Annotated in this window: 17 protein-coding genes; 5 read left to right on the forward strand and 12 right to left on the reverse strand. The window is 62.3% G+C overall.

Features of this window, described 5'->3' with window-relative positions; genetic code table 11:
* Window positions 1–136 precede the first annotated feature (136 nt).
* Window positions 137–1,135 carry an IS5 family transposase gene (locus BM194_RS19900; protein WP_092849456.1) on the reverse strand — a complete coding sequence of 333 codons (999 nt, stop codon included), beginning with the start codon at window positions 1,133–1,135 and terminating at the stop codon, window positions 137–139.
* A gap of 114 nt (window positions 1,136–1,249) precedes the next feature.
* Between BM194_RS19900 and BM194_RS20535 the strand changes: the two genes are divergently transcribed.
* Entirely contained in the window at window positions 1,250–2,110 is an 861-nt protein-coding gene (locus tag BM194_RS20535; protein ID WP_143097643.1) for a hypothetical protein, read from the forward strand.
* Between the two features lie 37 nt (window positions 2,111–2,147).
* Here BM194_RS20535 and fba read toward each other — a convergent pair whose 3' ends face one another.
* From fba to BM194_RS19920, 4 genes are all read right to left on the reverse strand, one after another.
* Complete coding sequence (gene fba, locus BM194_RS19905; RefSeq protein ID WP_092850577.1) at window positions 2,148–3,212, reverse strand: class II fructose-bisphosphate aldolase; 1,065 nt, start codon at window positions 3,210–3,212, stop codon at window positions 2,148–2,150.
* A 71-nt stretch (window positions 3,213–3,283) separates the two neighbouring features.
* Complete coding sequence (locus tag BM194_RS19910; RefSeq protein WP_092850579.1) at window positions 3,284–4,447, reverse strand: phosphoglycerate kinase; 1,164 nt, start codon at window positions 4,445–4,447, stop codon at window positions 3,284–3,286.
* 33 nt (window positions 4,448–4,480) lie between these two features.
* Window positions 4,481–5,539, reverse strand: coding sequence for a type I glyceraldehyde-3-phosphate dehydrogenase (locus BM194_RS19915; protein ID WP_092850582.1), 1,059 nt, complete (start codon window positions 5,537–5,539; stop codon window positions 4,481–4,483).
* A gap of 95 nt (window positions 5,540–5,634) precedes the next feature.
* A complete protein-coding gene (locus BM194_RS19920; protein WP_092850584.1) occupies window positions 5,635–6,609 on the reverse strand; it encodes an MDR family oxidoreductase in 975 nt (324 codons plus the stop codon).
* A gap of 223 nt (window positions 6,610–6,832) precedes the next feature.
* On the opposite strand from BM194_RS19920, the gene BM194_RS19925 reads away from it, so the two are divergent.
* Complete coding sequence (locus BM194_RS19925; RefSeq protein WP_092850587.1) at window positions 6,833–7,204, forward strand: diacylglycerol kinase; 372 nt, start codon at window positions 6,833–6,835, stop codon at window positions 7,202–7,204.
* On the opposite strand, the gene BM194_RS19930 is transcribed toward BM194_RS19925, so the two are convergent.
* From BM194_RS19930 to BM194_RS19950, 5 genes are all read right to left on the reverse strand, one after another.
* Entirely contained in the window at window positions 7,201–7,794 is a 594-nt protein-coding gene (locus BM194_RS19930; RefSeq protein WP_092850589.1) for a nucleotidyltransferase family protein, read from the reverse strand. The two genes, BM194_RS19925 and BM194_RS19930, sit on opposite strands and share 4 nt — an antisense overlap.
* Window positions 7,791–8,762: an XdhC family protein gene (locus BM194_RS19935; protein ID WP_092850590.1), complete on the reverse strand. Its 972-nt coding sequence runs from the start codon at window positions 8,760–8,762 to the stop codon at window positions 7,791–7,793. Before BM194_RS19935 ends, BM194_RS19930 begins: the two co-directional genes overlap by 4 nt.
* Window positions 8,763–8,996: 234 nt before the next feature.
* On the reverse strand, window positions 8,997–10,130 hold the full coding sequence (locus BM194_RS19940; protein ID WP_092850592.1) for a mannitol dehydrogenase family protein: 1,134 nt from the start codon (window positions 10,128–10,130) through the stop codon (window positions 8,997–8,999).
* Between the two features lie 14 nt (window positions 10,131–10,144).
* Window positions 10,145–11,176, reverse strand: coding sequence for a zinc-binding alcohol dehydrogenase family protein (locus BM194_RS19945; protein ID WP_092850594.1), 1,032 nt, complete (start codon window positions 11,174–11,176; stop codon window positions 10,145–10,147).
* A 35-nt stretch (window positions 11,177–11,211) separates the two neighbouring features.
* Window positions 11,212–11,958, reverse strand: coding sequence for an SDR family oxidoreductase (locus BM194_RS19950; RefSeq protein WP_092850598.1), 747 nt, complete (start codon window positions 11,956–11,958; stop codon window positions 11,212–11,214).
* A 205-nt stretch (window positions 11,959–12,163) separates the two neighbouring features.
* On the opposite strand from BM194_RS19950, the gene glnE reads away from it, so the two are divergent.
* The 3 genes from glnE (at window position 12,164) to aroQ (ending at window position 16,669) form a co-directional block, all read left to right on the forward strand.
* Window positions 12,164–15,184 (forward strand): bifunctional [glutamate--ammonia ligase]-adenylyl-L-tyrosine phosphorylase/[glutamate--ammonia-ligase] adenylyltransferase, encoded by a 3,021-nt coding sequence (glnE, locus tag BM194_RS19955; protein WP_092850601.1) that lies wholly within the window; start codon window positions 12,164–12,166, stop codon window positions 15,182–15,184.
* A 192-nt stretch (window positions 15,185–15,376) separates the two neighbouring features.
* Entirely contained in the window at window positions 15,377–16,120 is a 744-nt protein-coding gene (locus BM194_RS19960; protein ID WP_092850604.1) for a hypothetical protein, read from the forward strand.
* Between the two features lie 117 nt (window positions 16,121–16,237).
* The gene (aroQ, locus tag BM194_RS19965) at window positions 16,238–16,669 is read left to right on the forward strand and encodes a type II 3-dehydroquinate dehydratase (RefSeq protein WP_092850607.1); all 432 of its coding nucleotides are present in this window, start codon (window positions 16,238–16,240) and stop codon (window positions 16,667–16,669) included.
* Window positions 16,670–16,722: 53 nt separating this feature from the next.
* Here aroQ and BM194_RS19970 read toward each other — a convergent pair whose 3' ends face one another.
* Together BM194_RS19970 and BM194_RS19975 are read right to left on the reverse strand one after the other, a co-directional pair.
* A complete protein-coding gene (locus tag BM194_RS19970) occupies window positions 16,723–17,772 on the reverse strand; it encodes a TRAP transporter substrate-binding protein (RefSeq protein WP_244891019.1) in 1,050 nt (349 codons plus the stop codon).
* A 70-nt stretch (window positions 17,773–17,842) separates the two neighbouring features.
* On the reverse strand, window positions 17,843–19,242 hold a 1,400-nt coding region (locus BM194_RS19975; protein WP_092850198.1), incomplete at its 5' end, for an aldehyde dehydrogenase.

Raw genomic sequence — 19,242 nt, forward strand, 5'->3', positions numbered from 1 at the left:
AGGAACCGCTGAACAATTCAGTTCTGTTCAGCTGAACCGTTCAGCCTGACCAGATTATCGTCTCAGCAGTCTTTACATGACCGCGTCAAGTGGCCTGTTTTCCTGGCAACCGGGTTTTCCGGCTGCCAAGCCAAATTCAAGACGCACTAGCCCCGTTAGCATGCCCCTGACATCTTCCCGCTAGCACCAGGTTGCCGAGGGCGAACAGGGTGAACAACTGCGCCTGGTTCTTGGCCAGCCCCCTGTAGCGAACCTTCCGGTAGCCGAAGAGGTTCTTGATGACATGAAACGGGTGCTCCACCTTGGCTCGGATGCTGGCCTTGGCCTTCTCAATTGCCAGCAACAGCGTCTTCACGGAGCTATCCTCCATCTTCTTGAGGGTGCCGCGCTTGGCAGCGATACAGCATCGAGAGTCCGGGGCATCCTTCTCTTCGTCCAGATACTTCCACAAGCCGGTGTAACCCGCGTCGCCGTATACCCGCTTGTCATCCTCCCGGACCAGAGCACCGGCCATGGTGACATCGGCAACGTTGGCCGAGGTGGCGGCAACACTGTGGGTCAGTCCGGTGACTGCATCGACGCCGATATGGGCCTTCATGCCAAAGAAATACTGGTTGCCCTTCCTGGTCTGCTTCATCTCGGGGTCACGCTGCCTGGCCTTGTTCTTGGTGGAATGCGCGGCTGCCACAATGGTGGCGTCGACGATGGTGCCCTCGCGCATGAACAGGCCTTGCTCAGCCAGGCTGGCGTTGATTTCCTCGAAAATCCGCTGGGTTAGAGCATGCTTCTCCAGCAGGTGGCGGAAGCGCAGCAAAGTGGTTGCGTCCGGCACGCTCTCGACGGCCAGATCGATACCAATGAAGTCACGCATGGCCTGGCTGTCGTAGATGGCATCTTCGAGGGCCTCATCGGCAAGTGCGTACCACTGCTGCAGGAAGTAGATCCGCAGCATACGCTCCAGGCCGATGGGTGGCCTGCCGCGCTTGCCCGCTGCGTTGGGGAAGTAGGATGACGACAGCGCCTCGATCAGCTGTTGCCAAGGCACCAGGGCATCCATCTGGGCCAGGAACCGCTCGCGGCGGGTAACCTTCTTCTTGTTCTGATGCTCTGCCTGGGCGAACGAGATCTGCTTCATCGGGTGGCTCTGTCAGACGGTGGCGGTGTGGCCAGATTTTACCCCGTCGGTGTTGATCAGGCAGCTGCAGTGGGATTTATGCAGCGTTTCCTTAATGAGCTTCTTGGGTGACTTATGAGTAATTTGGATAGCTTTATTTCTCCTAGCAGAACCTCTGTTTCTCTAAATACTATGGATTTTTTTGATGAGAATGGTGAAGCATTCCATCAAAAGAAAATTTCGCCGATCGACAGCTTTTTATATGAGCATGAATCTTTAAGAAGAAATTTAGGTAGGCTGTATAGCCAAGATACCTACAGCGACCAGATTAATAATTTACTGCTTTTAGGTTTTGTTTCTTCTGTCGAAAGTTACTTGAGAAATCTTGTTATAGAAATAATAAATAAAGATGATTTTTCTTGGAGAAAATCCTTGAATAGGAAGATTAGCTTTGCAGCAGCTTGCCATAAAAAGAATAGGTTGGTAGTTGCGGCAATGCTTGAAGAATGCAACTTCTTGTCGAAAAATGATATTGTTGACCATTTAAAAGACTACTTGGGGGTAGCTTATCAAGATAGCAAGTCTCCTGAGCTTGCTGATATCCTTGGTTATTATAGCCAAGTGTGTCAGATAAGACATTGCATTGTACACAGAGCTAGTTATTTTGGAACCAAGAATGCGGTAAGTCTAGGTCTTAAAGAGCATAAAGTATTTCTTGATCGCCAAATCGTCGTCTCGATTGGCCTGCTCCAAGAAGTTTCTCTTATATGTAAAAATCTAGTTATTTTAGTAAATAAGTACGTTTTTAATTATATAATGGAAAGAACTCAGGGTAAGAATAAGGGGGTTTTGATATGGAGTAATGATTACTCCAAGGATAGAAAGGTTTTTAATGATTATTACAAAATTTTTTCTAGTAATAAACTTGCAGAAGATGGAGAGGTTGAGCTTAAAAAAGCAAGTGAAGTATATAGAGAAATGCTTGGAGGTAGTTAACTAGGCAGGCGGCTTGTGCCGCCTGCAAAATTTTTATTCAATATACCTGCGGGTCCAGTTCGCCGCGCGCGTAGCGCTCGAACATGTCATCCAGGCTGAGCGGCTTGATCCTGCTGGCGTTGCCGGCAGTGCCGAAGGCTTCGTAGCGGGCGATACACAGTTCGCGCATCGCGCCGACCGATTCCTTGAGGTACTTGCGCGGGTCGAACTCGGCCGGGTTATGGGCCAGGAAGCGACGAATGGCGCCGGTGGAGGCCAGGCGCAGGTCGGTGTCGATGTTGACCTTGCGCACGCCGTGTTTGATGCCCTCGACGATTTCCTCGACCGGTACGCCGTAGGTCTCGGGGATCTTGCCGCCGAACTCGTTGATGATTTCCAGCCACTCCTGCGGTACCGAGGAGGAGCCATGCATCACCAGGTGCGTGTTGGGGATGCGCTCGTGGATCTGCTTGATGCGCGAGATCGACAGCGTGTCGCCGGTGGGCGGCTTGGTGAACTTGTAGGCGCCGTGGCTGGTGCCGATGGCGATGGCCAGGGCGTCGACCTGGGTCTTGTTGACGAAGTCGGCCGCCTCTTCCGGATCGGTGAGCATCTGCTCGTGCGAGAGCTTGCCCTCGGCGCCGATACCGTCTTCCTCGCCGGCCATGCCGGTCTCCAGGCTACCCAGGCAGCCCAGTTCGCCTTCCACCGAGACGCCGCAGGCATGCGCCATTTCCACGGCGCGGCGGGTCACGTCGACATTGTATGCGTAGCTGGTCGGCGTCTTGCCGTCCTCGCCCAGCGAACCGTCCATCATCACCGAGGAGAAGCCGAGCTGGATGGAGCGCTGACACACGGCGGGGCTGGTGCCGTGGTCCTGGTGCATGACCACCGGGATGTGCGGGAATTCCTCGACCGCAGCGAGAATCAGGTGGCGCAGGAAGGGCGCACCGGCGTACTTGCGGGCGCCGGCGGAGGCCTGGACGATGACCGGCGAGTCGGTCCGGTCGGCGGCTTCCATGATGGCGCGCATCTGTTCGAGGTTGTTGACGTTGAAGGCGGGAACGCCATAACCGTATTCGGCGGCGTGGTCGAGCAATTGACGCAGGCTGATCAGGGCCATGAAGCTTTCGTTTCCTGAAATGAACTGCCGGGCGGGTGCCCGGCAGACGTTAGGTTGGCTGTCCCTGGATTTTACTTCGCGGCCGCTTCCAATGCAGCCACGGCGGGAAGTTCCTTGCCCTCGACGTATTCGAGGAAGGCGCCGCCCCCGGTGGAGATGTACGAGACCTTGTCCTCGATACCGTACTTGTCGATGGCTGCCAGGGTGTCGCCGCCGCCGGCAATGGAGAAGCCGTTGCTCTCGGCGATGGCCTTGGACAGCGCCTCGGTGCCCCGGCCGAACTGATCGATCTCGAACACGCCGACCGGGCCATTCCACAGGATGGTCCCGGCGTCCTTGAGCAGGGCGCCGAAACGCGAAGCCGTCTCGGGGCCGATGTCGAGGATCATCTCGTCGTCCTGGACATCGTCGACCGGCTTGGTCACGGCGTCGGCGGACTCGGAGAACTCGGTGGCGACCACCACGTCGGTGGGCAGCGGAATCTTGACCTTGGCCATCAGTTCCTTGGCCTGGTCGATCAGGTCGGCTTCGTACAGCGACTTGCCGACGTTGTGGCCGGCCGCGGCAATGAACGTATTGGCGATACCGCCGCCGACGATCAACTGGTCACACTTCTCGGACAAGGCATTGAGTACCTCGAGCTTGGTCGAGACCTTGGAGCCGCCGACGATGGCCACCATCGGCCGTTCGGGGGTGGCCAGGGCCTTCTCTAGCGCCTCGAGCTCCTTGGCCAGCAGCGGGCCGGCGCAGGCGTCGGGGGCGAAGCGGGCCACACCGTGGGTCGAGGCCTGGGCGCGGTGGGCCGTGCCGAAAGCATCCATCACGTAGACGTCACAGAGCTTGGCGTAGGCTTGGGCCAGCGCCTCGTCGTCCTTTTTCTCGCCCTCGTTGAAGCGCACGTTCTCGAGCAGCACCACCTCGCCGGCGATCAGGTCGAGGGAAACATCGAGGTAGTTCTTGACCAGGCGCACCGGCTTGTCCAGCAGGTCGCTCAGGTGTTCGGCTACCGGCGCCAGGGAGAACTCCTCGGCTGGCTCGCCCTCGGTGGGGCGGCCCAGGTGGCTCATCAGCAGCACCTTGGCGCCGGCATCCAGCGCCGCCTGGATGGTTGGCAGGCAGGCACGAATACGGGCATCGCTGGTGACGCGTCCTTGCTTGACCGGCACATTGAGATCTTCGCGGATCAGTACTCGCTTTCCAGCGAGGTCCAGGTCGGTCATCTTGCGCACGTTCATGTGGCTCGTTCCTCTTTTCGTTGCAAACCGGCGTTACGTTTCAAAGCGTTGCTGGCGCAGGGCGGATTCGCAGTGGGTCTCGAAACCGGCAAGACGCTCGGCGATGTCGAGCATGCGGTTGGCGAAGCCCCATTCGTTGTCGAACCAGCTCAGCATCTTGATCAGGTGGCCGCCGGCCACGCGGGTCTGGGTGGCGTCCACGATACCCGAGCGCGGGTCGTGGTTGAAGTCGACCGAGGCCATGGGCTCTTCAGTGTAGCCAAGCCGACCGGCCAGGCGGGTCTGGCTGGCGTCGCGCAGCAGCGCGTTGACCTCGGCGGCATCGGTACGCCGGCGTACGGAAAGTGCCATGTCCATGGCCGAGACGTTGATGGTCGGTACGCGCACGTGCAGGCATTCGAAACGTCCGGCCAGCGCCGGCATCAGGCGTTCGATGCCGCGGGCCAGCCCGGTGTCGACGGGAATGATCGACTGCATGGCCGAGCGCGTCAGGCGCAGGTCGGCCTTGTGGTAGGCGTCGATCACCGGTTGGTCGTTCATCGCCGAGTGGATGGTCGTGGTCACGCCGTGCTCGATGCCCAGTGCCTCGTCGAGGACGGTGAGAATCGGGATCAGGCAGTTGGTCGTGCACGAGGCCGAGGAAATGACCCGCATCTCGGGTCGTAGCGTGTCCTCGTTGATGCCGCCGACGATAGTGGCGTCGACATCCGCCTCGGCCGGCTGCGAGAACAGCAGGCGTCGGGCACCTGCCGCCAGGTGGCGTTCGGCGGTGGCGCGATCCTTGAAGCTGCCCGAGCACTCCACTACCAGGTCGATGCCCAGCTCGGCCCAGGGCAGACGGTCAGGGTCGGGCTCGGACAGGATGCGTATGGGCTGGCCATCGATGAGCAGTTCGCCGTCACGCGTGTCGACGTGGCCGGGAAAACGCCCGTGCGTGGTGTCGTAACGGGTCAGGTAGGCGATGGTGGCGAGGTCGGACAGCTCATTGATCGCCACGACCTGCAGGTCCGCTTCGGCGCGCCGCTCGACGAGGGCACGCAATACACATTGGCCGATACGGCCATAACCGTTAATGGCAATACGCAGGGGCATGGCTGGCGAACCCGATCAGTAAGAACGCAAGACGTTGATTCTAGCGCAAAGCCGGGGCGGGTTACCAAGGCGCACCAGCCAGCCGATGCGACAGCCTACTTGTGCGGGTCGATCAGTACACGTCCGTAGGTCTTGCCGGCCATCATCGCCTCGGCGACTTCACTGACCTGCCCGAGGCCGATCTCGTCGACGTGCATTTTCGAGAACAGGTCGTTAGGCAGGGCGGCCAGGCGTTGCCAGGCGACCCGGCGCTGCTGGATGGGGATCATCACGCTGTCGGTTCCCAGCAGCGAGACGCCGCGCAGGATAAACGGCATCACTGTGGTCGGCAGTTCGACACCGCCGGTCAGGCCGACCGCCGCGACACGCCCCTGATAGTCCATCTGGGCCAGGATATTGGCCAGCATCTTGCCGCCGACATTATCGACCACGCCGGCCCAGCGCCCTTTTTCCAGCGGCCGGGTATCGGCCTCGAATTCGGCGCGCTCATGGATTTCGACGGCGCCCAGTGCCTTCAGCCACTGGCCCTGGTCGGGCTTGCCGGTCACCGCATGCACCGCGTAGCCGAGGTGGGACAGCATCTGTACCGCCCAACTACCCACGCCGCCGGTCGCCCCGGTGACCAGCACCTGGCTGCCTGCCGGCAGGCCGGCCTGCTCCAGGCGAATCACGCTGAGCATGGCGGTCAGACCGGCGGTGCCCAATTGCATGGCTTCTCGAGTGCTCATCGGGTCGGGGCAGGGCACCAGCCAGTCGGCATCGACGCGCATGGTTTCGGCATAGCCGCCCCAGTAGCGCTCGCCCACGCCCCAGCCGGTCAGTATGACCTGGTCGCCAGACGCGTAGCGGTCGTCGCTGGACTCTCGCACTGTACCGGCAAAGTCGATGCCCGGCACCATCGGGTAGTCGCGAACGATCTTGCCCTTGCCGGTAACCGCCATGGCATCCTTGTAGTTCAGGTCGGAATACTCGATATCGACGGTGACTGCACGATCCGGCAACTGATCGTCGCCGATGTCCTCGATCTGGCAGCGCGGCTGCTGGTCACGGACCATCAATACACGCGGCATGACGTTCTCCTGACAGTGGTGCGGTGGATATGGATTTAGCCTAGCCTCAAGCGTTCGACGCGGGCAACGCGACCATGGTCCCTGTCCGTCGCCTAGCCGCGCTAAAGAAGACACCGCGGAAACCGAGATTTATCGGCACACGGTTGTGTGTAGGATAGCGGCTGGGACGGCATTGCCGCTTCAATGAACGTTTACGACTTCGGCACATCACGAGAGCCTGCGCATGAAACCGAGCCATACCGGCTGGCGCCATCTGGTACATTCGACCCGCTATTCCTACAAGGGACTCAAGGCCGCTTTCCTCAACGAGGCGGCCTTCCGTCAGGAACTGGGCATCTGCGCCTTGCTGCTGCCCTTCGCGTGGTGGATCGGCGAGACGCCGGTGGAGTGGATACTGCTGGTCGGCAGTTGCGTGTTCGTGCTGGTCGTCGAACTGCTCAACAGCGCGGTGGAAACCGTGGTGGACCGCATCGGCCCGGAACACCATGTGTTGTCCGGGCGTGCCAAGGATATCGGCTCGGCGGCGGTCATGCTGTCGTTGCTCATGGCCGGGCTGGTCTGGGGGCTATTGCTCTGGGAACGGATATACGGTTAGCCGCTAAGGTCGGCGGGAACGTCGATGTCGAGGAGGATGCCGGGGTCATCTACGTCGATGAAGTCGCAGGCATCTGCATGGGTTTTCAGCACCTCGCGGGCGCCTCGGTCGCCACGTAGATGGGCCAGTTCGGACCAGAACTGCCTGCCGAACAGCACCGGATGACCCGTTTGGCCGGTATGGCGAGGGCGGACGATACGCGACGCTGAAGCCGCACGAGCAAGGGCCTGGCACGTTGCCGGCTGAATCCAGGGCATATCGCCGAGCATCACGGCCACTGCTGCAGCGTCGGCCTGCGCCTCGAGCAGTGCAGACACGCCACTGGCCAGGCTTGTGCCCAGCCCAATCGCATCGCTCGGCGCTTGCACGGCATGGGGCGCGTGGCCGATGCTCAGCTCAGCGGGCCGCTCGCCTTGGCGAACGACAATCCACACTTCAGCGAAGCAGCGCGTGGCCAAGGCCAGGGTGGCACTCAGCAAGGGGCGGCCGTCCGCCAGCCTGGCCTGGCGCTTATCGGTGCCGAAGCGCCGGGAGTGGCCTGCGGCGAGCACCAGCGCAATGACGCGAGTGGGCTCGTGCCGGTCGATCATAACTCATTCCGGGGCCGGCCACGTTGCACGCGCAGGATGTCGGCCATGACCGCCATGGCGATTTCCGCTGGGGTCTTGCTGCCCAGGTCCAGGCCGATCGGCATGCGAATCCTGTCGATTTCTTCGTCGCTCAGCCCGCCTGATCGTGCGAGCCGCTCGGCACGCTGCTCCGAAGTTTTCCTCGAGCCCATCACTCCGATGTAGAACGCGGGGGTGCGCACCGCCTCGATCATGGCCAGGTCATCGATACGTGGATCGTGGGTCAGCGCCACGACCGCCGTGGCGGCGTGGCAGGCGCCGGAGGCAATGAACAGTGCCGGCATCACGTTCTGCACCTCGACCCCCGGCATGTCGAAGTCGGCCCTGGCCTCGGCGCGCGGGTCGCAAACGATCACCTCGAAGCCCAGCGTACGGGCAAAGTCGGCGCAGACCGTGGCGACGGGCGAGATGCCGGCAATGATCAGGCGCAGCGACGGACCCACACGGATCCTGACGCTTTGGGTATCGCGTTCCACGCGCGGCCCTTGCGCCTCGCCCTCGACGAAATGCGCGCGGCCCTCCTCGAGCAGTACGCGGCGGATCAGCGGCCGGCGACCGAGCAGGGTCGCGTGCAGCACCTCCAGATGCAGCAGGTTGCTATCACTGGGTTCCAGCCGCTCGATCAGAACATCGAGAATCCCGCCACAGGGTAGCGTCACCTGCGGGCCGCCGGCATCGTCGTCGCCGTAGCGGATGGTTTCTACCGGACGAGTGAAGGCGCCGTCACGCAGCCGCGCCAGGAAGTCCTCCTCGACGCAGCCTCCCGACAGCGAGCCGACGTGGCTGCCATCGCCGCGTGCCACCAGCATCGAGCCGGGTTCACGCGGCGACGAGCCGAAGGTGGCCAGTACCGTGCACAGCCAGACGGTCTCGCCGGCATTGGCCCACTGCATGGCCCGTTCGATGACCTGTAGATCCAGATGCTGCATGTGCCTCTCCTTGGCAGAACATCACACTAAGCTCTGTCTGAAAAATCGGCGAGCGATAACCAGACAAGGCAAAAATTGACGAAAGACGGACCGGGCTCGCGCTCGAGTTTACATGGGTAAATGAGCATCTTAAGTCGATTTTTAACGCTGTATGGTTGAGCGCAGGCATTCTTCAGATAGAGCGTAGCTTGGCGCGGGCTGTCCAAGCCACAAGAGGCGCAGCACCCCTCAATCCTATGGCCGGTCGTCTCTGGCCCGCATGGCGTCGCTGAGACCGGGGGTGGCGATGCCGGCAGGCTCGGCCAGGTCGATGACCGGCTGGATTCGCCGTTGGCACTTCATGGCATGGTTCTCGGCGATATCGGCGAGCCGATGGTCGAGGTAGGGATTGGCAAAGCGCTCGAAGACCTCGTCGCGGTACCGCTCCAGCGACTCGCGTTCCAGGCGTGTCGCGAGTGAGGGTATCACTTCCTCGTCGATGACCCGCTTCAGGTCGTTGTACAGGGCGGGGTCGGCTATCGCCTCGCGAACGAACATCAGTTGATTCTCGCGACCTGTCTGGCGCCAGCGATGTACTAGGTAGGTATGCGACAGGTTGAGCAGGTGCAGCTTGCGCATCGCGTACGGTGTCAGGTCGTCGACCTGAATCACATCGGGGTGTTGGCAGGGCAGGATCAGGCCGGGCTGATCCTCGATGGCCCACAGGGCGTAGGGCTCGGCCAGTGCACCTACCGGTTCGAGTGCCGCCGAGACGATCCGATCCACCAAAGTGTTGGCCCACAGGCACTTGGTCTCGAGCCAGGCGATGAAGGCGGTATCGTCGGGGTAGTCGCGCCGGGCCAGGTCGGTCACCAGGGCCTTGAGACGTTGACCGTTGTCGGTGACCAGTTCGCAGGGCAGCAGGGTCAGGCCCGCTGCGCCTGAATCATGGCGGGCCTTGAGCAGCTTGGTCAGCTTGCCCGGAAAGCTGGCGGGTACCGGGGCAAGGCTACTGTCGTCGCCGACCACATAGCCGGCATCCGCTGTATTCGAGACGATGTGGGTAGCATGGGCCACGAAATGGCGCTCCAGCGTGTCCCAATCCTCATCGGCAATCACCGCATCGGCCACGCTGTCGATGGTCCATTGCTCGTCGATGTCCCGGCCGTCGCGACGCCCGCGCAGGTGCAGCGGGTAGTGGCGTTGTGTGGCCAGGGCGCGCGCCTTGCGCTTGCCCTCCTCGCGAGAGGAGGTCTGGACCACCAGGATGCGTTGATCGCTGTGGCCGGCCGCCAGCGAGGCGCTGACGAAGGCGGCGGCGTGCCCCAGCAGAAAGCGGCTGGTGCCGAACTGGACGATGGACGCCTGGGCAGGTAGCTGTCGGGTCATGCTTGACGCCTCTCTCAATCGGGGTGGGTGTCGCAGGTCACCATGGCCTTGATCACGCCGGTGGCGGGGTCGCACCACTGCGGCATCAACGTCGGTACCTCGGTCAGCGGGCCGCGATGCGTGATCATCGCCGTGGGCTGCAGGTCGCCGCTTTCGATGAGGCGCGTGACGGTCTCGAAGTCCTCGCGGGTGGCATTGCGGCTGCCGAGCAGGGTGAGTTCCTTCTTGTGGAAATCCGGGTCGCTGAAGGTAATGTCGGCCTTGACCACGCTGACCAGCACGTAACGCGCCCCATGCCCGGCCAGGTCGAAGCCGCGATTCATGGCGGCGGGGTTGCCGGTGGCGTCGAAGACGATATCTGCCAGTGCGCCGTCGTTCAGATGCGCGATGCGGGCTTCCAGATCGTCGTCGATGGCATGCAGCACGTCGTCCGCCCCGAAAGTATCGCGACAGAAGGCCAGGCGGTCGCGGTTGGTATCTACCACTACAGTGCGGGCTCCGCGGGCCTTGGCGATCTGCAGGATGCCCAGGCCGATCGGCCCGGCGCCGACGATGACCGCCAGTTCGCCCTGCTGGATGGCACTGCGCCGGATGGCATGCGCACCGATGGCCAGACACTCCACTAGCGCAAGCTGGTCCGGCGAGAGGCGTGGTGATGTCACCAGGTGGTCGACCGGCACGCTGAGATAATCCGCCATGCCACCGTCGCGGTGCACGCCGATGACCTGGATGGCCTGGCAGCAGTTGGTCTTGCCTTGTCGGCAGGCCCGGCATTCGCCGCAATGCAGGTAGGGGATGACGTAGGCGCTCTGACCGATCAGTTCCGTGTCGACATCCTCGCCGACGGCCACGACATCGCCGGCGAGTTCGTGGCCCAGCACCCGGGGGTAGTCGAAGTAGGGCTGGTTGCCGCCGAAGGCATGTATGTCGGTGCCGCAGATACCGATGCGACGAATCCGCAGCAGGGCCTCGCCGGGCGCACAGGTCGGTTCGGGCACGTCACGCAGCGCCATTTGCTGCGGTTGGGTGCAGACCACGGTTTGCATGATGCCAGGTCTCCTCGATTGTTGTGCTGGTGGGGTCAGTTGGCCCAGCCGCCGTCGATCAACTGGCAGGTGCCGGTAATGAAGGCGGACTCGTCGGAGGCCAGAAAGGCCGCCAGGGCAGCGATTTCGTCGGGCCGGCCGAGGCGGCCCATTGGCTGGCGATCGATGAACTCCTGATAGACCGTCTCCTTGGCGCGCCCCTGCTGGCGGGCCTGGGCCTCGATGCGCTCGTGCAGCGACGGCGATTCCACGGTACCGGGGCAAATGGCGTTGCAACGAATGCCGCGTGTCATGAAGTCGGCAGCCACCGACTTGGTCAGGCCGACGACGGCGGCCTTGGTGGTGCCATAGGCAAAGCGGTTGGGCACGCCCTTGATGCTGGATGCCAGCGACGACATGTTGATGATGCTGCCCCCACCGCGCTGGAGCATGCCCGGTAGAAAGACCTGAATCATGTCGAACATCGAGGTCACGTTCAGGGCATGACTGCGCTCCCAGCTCTCTCGGTCGCAGTCGAGGATCGTCCCGCCGGGTACCATCCCCGCGCAGTTGAAGAGAATGTCCAGGTCATCGACCTCGCCGGCCAGGCGTTCAATGGCGCGGCGATCGGTCACGTCGAGCGGCGCGGTATCACACCCCGAGCCCGCCAGGTTCTCGAGCAGGCGTGGGTCGATGTCAGTGGCGATTACCCGGGCGCCTTCGGCGACAAAGCGTTCGACCGTGGCGCGGCCAATGCCTTGTCCGGCAGCGGTGATAAGCGCCGTCTTGTTGTTGAGTCTCATGATGTGGCGAGCCCCTGCAGAACGTCATCAGTAGCGGTCAACCTTTCATACAATACGAAATGCAGACCATCGGCTTGTAACTATGGATGGCCCTTGCCCCGGGCGGCAAGATTCTCGGGGTGAACTTTGGTCGTGCTGACGCCCCTTCTTCCGTCATGGCCCGTTCGCTATGCTGAGGGCATTCGATTCTTCATACGAGATGCCCATGGCGCTTCCCGATTCCTTTCTGCCCACGACCGATATTTCCGATTCGCTGCACGACACGTTGCGCAAGGTCGAGCAGCGCCTCCGCGAAGCGCTGACCCAGGCGGACAACCTCGCGGAACATCGCCAGGTGGAACCGCCCAGCGAGTTTTGGCTGGCCTTGTCGGCAGCGCACCGCGAACAACTGGCAAGGGTGCTGGTGGTGTCCGAGTTCGCTGCCGAGACCTTGATGCGCTTCCCGGACTGGCTGGCGATTCTCGATCAGGATGGCGAACTGGACAGCGCGCCCGATGTCGAGACGATGCGCCAGATGCTGGGCGAGGCGCTGGAGCGCGCCGACGACGAGGCGCAGATGCACGCTACCGTGCGCCGCTTTCGCAGGGCACGTATGCTGGGCATCGTGTGGCGTGACCTGACCCGGCCGAACGACCTGACCATGTGGGACACTGCGGCCAACGTATCGCGCCTGGCCGAGGTCTGCCTGGACGGGGCACTGGGCTGGCTGGAAACGCACTTCGCGCCGCGCTGGGGGCGTCCTGCTCCGCGTGCGGATGGCAGCGAACAGCGCCTGATCGTGCTGGGCATGGGCAAGCTGGGGGCCGGCGAACTCAACCTGTCGTCCGACATCGATCTGATCTTTGCTTTCCCCGAGAAGGGCACCAGCCGGGACGGCAAGCGCGAGTATGATCATCAGGAGTACTTCACCCGCCTTGGCCAGAAGCTGATTGCCGCGCTGGACGCAGTAACCGCCGACGGCTTCGCGTTCCGCGTCGACATGCGCCTGCGCCCGCTGGGCGATGGCGGGCCGCTGGTGGGCAGCTTCAACATGCTGGCCAGCTACTATCAGGACCAGGGGCGCGAGTGGGAGCGCTACGCCATGCTCAAGGCCCGACCGGTGGCCGGCGACCTCGAGGCGGGCCGCGAACTGCTGGCCAGCCTGCGCCCGTTCGTCTATCGCAAGTACCTGGACTTCGGCGCCATCGAATCGCTGCGCGAGATGAAGGCGCTGATCAACCGTGAGGTACGGCGCAAGGGCATCGCCGGCAATATCAAGCTCGGCCCCGGCGGCATCCGTGAGGTCGAGTTCGTCATCCAGGCCTTCCAGTTGATCCGTGGTGGCCGCGATACCGAGCTGCAGGTCACGTCGCTGAAGGCGGCCATGCAACGGCTGCCGGCACTCGATCTGCTGCCTCAGACGGTCATCGATGAACTCGAGCCGGACTATGTCTTTTTGCGCGACCTGGAGCATGCCCTGCAGGCCATGGACGATCGCCAGACCCAGACGCTGCCCGACGACGACATCGACCGGGAACGCCTGGCGCTGGCCATGAGCCGCCCAGGGCACCAGTGGTTTGATAACTGGCCGGCCCTGATGGCCACCCTCGAGGAGGTGCGCGAGCGGATACGGCGACACTTCGATGCGGTGATCGCCGATCCGGAGGAAACCGCCGACGCGCCCGAGTCGACCGACGAGGCTACCGAGGACGACGAGATTCCCCTCGACGAGTGGCGTGCCTTGTGGCGCGGCGAGCTGACCGAGGAGGAGGATCGCGAACTGCTCGATAACGCCGGCTTCGATGATCCCGATGTGGCGGCACGCCGATTGCGCACGCTGCGTCAGTCACGGGCGGTGCAAGGTATGCAACGTATCGGTTTCGAGCGCCTGGATGCGCTCATGCCGCTACTGCTGACCGCCGTGGCGGAAAGCGAGGCCCCGGACACGGTGCTCGAGCGCGTATTGCCACTCGTCGAAGGCGTGCTGAGACGTACCGCTTACCTGGCGCTGCTGCGCGAGAATCCCGAGGCCCTGGATCACCTGATGACCCTGTGCGCGGCCAGCCCGTGGATTGCCGACCTGATCGCCCGCCATCCGATCCTGCTTGATGAACTGCTTACTCCCGCGACGCTCTACACGCCGGCCGACAAGGCACGGCTGGCCGACGAGCTGCGCCAGTCGCTGGCGCGCATCCCCGAGGAGGACGAGGAGGCCCAGCTCGAGGCCTTGCGCATCTTCAAGCACGCCCAGGTGTTGCATGTCGCCGCCTCGGATATTGCAGGCGCCCGGGCGCTGATGAAGGTCAGTGATTACTTGACCTATATCGCCGAGGTGGTGCTGGAGCAGGTGCTGGTTATGGCCTGGCGCCACCTGACGCGCAAGCATGGCCTGCCTGTGGCCAAGGATGGCTCGCGACCGACCGAGCCCAACTTCCTGATTGTCGGCTACGGCAAGCTGGGTGGTATCGAACTCGGTTACGGTTCGGATCTTGACCTTGTGTTCCTGCATGACGGTGCGCTGCAAGGCAGTACCGACGGCAAGCGCGCCATCGACAATGCGGTCTTCTTCACACGGCTGGGGCAGCGCATCATCCACCTGCTGACCGCCGTGACGCCGTCGGGGGCACTCTACGAGGTCGACATGCGCCTGCGCCCCTCGGGCAATTCGGGGCTGCTGGTCGCTTCGCTGGATGCGTTCGCCGACTACCAGCGTCGCGAGGCGTGGACCTGGGAGCATCAAGCGCTGGTACGTGCTCGTGTCGTGGCCGGCAATCCGCACCTGGGCGAGCACTTCGGCGAGATTCGTCGCGAGATTCTGGGGCGCGAGCGAGACATCGAGACGTTGCGTGACGAGGTGGTCAAGATGCGTCATAAGATGCGCGAGCACCTGGGGAGCAGCCAGAGCGACCGCGAGGAGGGGCTGTTCGATCTCAAGCAGGATGCCGGCGGCATGATCGACATCGAGTTCCTGTGCCAGTATGCCGTGCTGGCGATGAGCGCCGAGACGCCGGAACTGATGGAATACAGCGACAACATGCGCATTCTTGAAACCCTGGAATCCAGCGGTCGCCTTGAAGCCGAGGATGCTGGCCGCCTGCGCGAGGCCTACCTGACCTATCGGCATGTAGCGCATCGCAACGCACTGGCCAAGGCCAATGCCCGGGTAAACGAGGCTGACTATCATGATCACCGCGATGCCGTGATCGCCCTGTGGCAGCGCTGGCTGGAACCCGATGGGATTAGGTAAGACATTGGTAGGCCGGCAGAGCGGGCGCTACCCGAAAGGGTGACGCTTTTTTTGGTCTATGATTGATGCAGGATAATGCCGAACCGTACGCAACGGTTCAGGGTAATGCGCCATATATGGTGCATGTCGCATCACCACACGGCAGGAAGCCGTAAGCCGACGCGATCCGGCCGAGAGAAGACAGGGAGGCATATGCTTGACTGGATATCGCAGCACTCTAAAGCGCTGGGTGTTTTTACCAATTTTGGCACGCTACTCATCTGGCTGGTCTATGCGCAATTGCTCTATCTGGGCTTTCGTCGCCAGCGACGCCCACGCTTGATCATCAATCGCGGCAGAAAGAAGGACATCGATGCACTTTGCATCATCAGCAACATGAGTGCCGAGTCGATCTTCATCGAGTACATCATTGCCGAGTTGAAGACGTCTGAAGGTACTATCACCATGGACGTGACCGATTTCGAGCAGGAGTACAGCGAAGAGGATGATCCGCGGAACGCTGATGACGAGCGGCAACGTCGCACATTGACGCCGGGAAACGTGGGTGAAAACACCCGCCAGGGACCGCTCGATTCCGGTGGGTTCCTGCATATCGGCACGTTCGATGGCCTCATCAAGCGCCTGGCCCGCGATGAAGGCATCGAGATGGCCGGCCACCGCCCCAAGGACGCCAACATTCAATTCGAATGCCTTACCATCCGCATCATTGGTGTGTATGGGCCGGAAGACATGCCGGTAGGGGCAGAGCGCAGCTTCGACCTGATAGACAATGAGCACTATTGTGCCTTGACCCCGGTGACCTGGGACACCCAGCGCCTGGCCTCGATGCGCCAGCGTCGCAAGTTGCGCAGGATGGTTGCCGAACTCAACAGCAAGAACTTCACCTCGTCCTCGTCGATCCGTCGCGCTCGCAGCGAGACGGATTCCGCCCGGTGATTCCGGCTAGTTCCCGATAAGGACTTCTGCAGTCCCGAATGGCAAGATAAGCGCATTGTGAGTGGCCTGGTTATTGGCAACCCAGAGTCAGGCAGACGTTAACAAGGGAGCTTATCGATGAGTTCGCACAAGGTGCTCGTCCTGCACGGACCCAATCTCAACCTGCTTGGCGAACGCCAGCCAGAAATCTACGGTTACGAGACGCTGGACGACATCAACAACCGTCTTTACGAGAAGGCGGCCATCAATGGATGGGATATCAAGTGCTTTCAGAGCAATCATGAAGGTGAACTGATCGACGCTATCCATGCCGCGCGCCGCGACGGGACCGAGCTGATCGTGATCAATCCGGCGGCCTACACGCATACCTCGGTAGCGATCCTCGACGCACTCAATGCCTTCGACGGCAAGGTAATCGAAGTGCATCTCTCGAACGTGCACAAACGCGAGGGTTTCCGTCATCACTCGTATGTCTCGCTGCGCGCCGATGCCGTGATCGCCGGGCTGGGCAGCAAGGGCTACTCGCTGGCGCTCGACACGCTGGACTGAACGGGTAAACACATGGGTAAGGCCCCTCGTGATCGAGAGGGGCCGGAGAGAAGTTACTGCGTCTGACGCGTGTATTTTTCTACCAACGCTGTCGCATCGTCATAGAGTTGCTGGCCGTCCAGGCCGCGCTCGTCCATGTTGTCGATCCACTCCTGAATCGTCTCGTCGGCTGCCGATTTCCATGCAGCCTGAGCATCTTCAGCGATATAGATCATCTTGCTGTCATCGCGAGACGCCACTTTGTCGATGGCGGCCTGCTCTGCCTGGTCCATGACCTGGCCGATGCGCTGAGCTTCCTGAAGCCCCGAGTTGTCATCGATCACTTTCTGAAGCTCGGGCGATAGCCGGTCGTAGGAGTCCTGATCCATGGCCAGCACCATCATGGCGGTATACAGCCCATTATCTCCCTCGAAGAAGGTATGGTTTTTCGCCATGTCGAGCACGCCCAAGGCCTCGGCACTCTCGAATGGCAGCGTCAGCCCGTCGATGACGCCGCGTGATACCGCTTCAGGAATCTGGGGAAAGGGCATACCGACGACCCGCGCACCCAGATTAGCAAAGTAACGGTTCATGGCTTTCGATGGGGCTCTGAGGGTGCGGCCTTCGACATCATTGGCATCTTCTATCGTGACATCCTTGGTATGGATTTTCCCGGGCGTGTGCGCGAAGACAGCGATCGGATAGATGCCTTCAAGCGACCCCTGCATATGCTGCATAGCGTATTCATGAGCGGCCATGCTGGTAGCTTCGCCAGTGGTGGGAATGAAAGGAAGATCGAAGGCTTCCGATTCGGGGAAGCGATTGGGCGTATAGCTAAGCAGGGTCCAGATGATATCGACGATGCCATCCTTGGCCTGATCGTAAAGCGATGGCGCGGATCCTCCCAACTGCATGGCCGGGAATATCTCGACTTGAATACCCCCGTTGGATTGCTCTTCGATCCGCTCGGCCCACGGCTCCAGGTACTGAACCTGGACCGGGGTCGTCGGGGCGGCAAAGTGATGAAGGCGAAGCGTGACGGTATCTTGTGCCAGTGCGGTCGTCGCCAGGGACATGCCGCTGGCGAAGAACAGGCTGGTCAGGAGGGTTTTTCTTATCGTCATTGTATTTTCTCCAGATGAATGCATGAGTGCTGGCGCGATATAACTTGGTTCGTCGCTTTAGTGGGATCGCTCAGATCGGGTAATGGCGCGGGCCGAGCTGCATCGTCATCCAGCGCAGCTCGGTGAACGCCTCGATCCCCGCCTTGCCGCCGAAGCGCCCGTAGCCGCTGGCCTTGACCCCGCCGAACGGCATCTGCGGCTCGTCGTGCACGGTCGGCGCGTTGATATGGCAGATGCCCGACTCGATCTGTCCGGCCACGCGCATCGCCCGCGCCGTGTCGCGGCTGAACACCGCCGCCGACAGGCCGTACTCGCTGTCGTTGGCCACGCGGATCGCCTCGGCCTCGTCGGCCACGCGCATCATCGCCACCACCGGCCCGAAGGACTCCTCGCGGTACAGGCGCATGGCGTCGGTCACGCCGTCGATCAAAGTCGGCTGCATGATCACGCCGTCGGCCTTGCCACCCGAGGCCAGGCGGGCACCCTTGGCCACGGCATCGTCGATCAGCGCATTGAGCTTCTCGCCCGATTCGCGGTTGATCAGCGTGCCCAGCGCATTGCCCTCGCCACACGGGTCCCCGGCGCGTAGGCTGGCGGCCTTGGTCGCCAGCTTGTCGGCGAAGGCATCGGCCACGGCATCGGCGACGATCAGGCGCTCGGTGGACATGCAGATCTGGCCCTGGTTGAAGAACGCGCCGAAGGCGGCTGCCTCGACCGCGGCGTCCAGGTCGGCGTCGTCGAGCACCACGAACGGCGCCTTGCCACCCAGTTCGAGCAGCACCGGCTTGAGCTGGCGCGCCGCACGCTCGGCGATGATCCGCCCCACCTGGGTGGACCCGGTAAAGTTGATGCGCCGCACTGCGGGGTGGTCGATCAACGCGCCGACCACCTCGGCGGCCTGGGCCGGTGCGTTGGTGATCACGCTGACGATGCCGTCGCCGAGGCCCGCCTCGACCAGCACCTCGCCGATCAGGTGATGGGTCGCCGGGCACTGCTCCGAGGCCTTGAGGATCACCGTGTTGCCGCAGGCCAGCGGCGTGGCGATGGCCCGGGTGCCGAGGATGATCGGCGCGTTCCACGGCGCGATGCCCACCACCACGCCACACGGCACGCGCACGCCCATGGCCAGGTTGTCGGGCACGTTGGACGGGATGATGTCGCCGTTGATCTGGGTGGTCAGGGCCGCGGCCTCGCGCAGCATGCCGGCGGCCACCATCACGTTGAAGCCGGCCCAGCCCGGCGTGGCGCCGGTCTCGTCGACCATGCGCTCGATGAACTCGGCCTGGCGGGCTTCCATGCGCTCGGCGGCCCTGAGCAGGGCCATGCGCCGCTCGCCGGGGCCGGTCTTCGACCAGGCCGGGAAGGCGCAGGCCGCGGCGTCGGCCGCCGCCTGGGCATCCTCGACCGAAGCGGCGGCCGCCTGGGTGACGGTCTCGCCGCTCAGCGGGTTGGCGCGCTCGAAGGTGGCAG

The organism is Modicisalibacter xianhensis (genome assembly GCF_900113605.1).
Taxonomy (GTDB): Bacteria; Pseudomonadota; Gammaproteobacteria; order Pseudomonadales; family Halomonadaceae; genus Modicisalibacter; species Modicisalibacter xianhensis.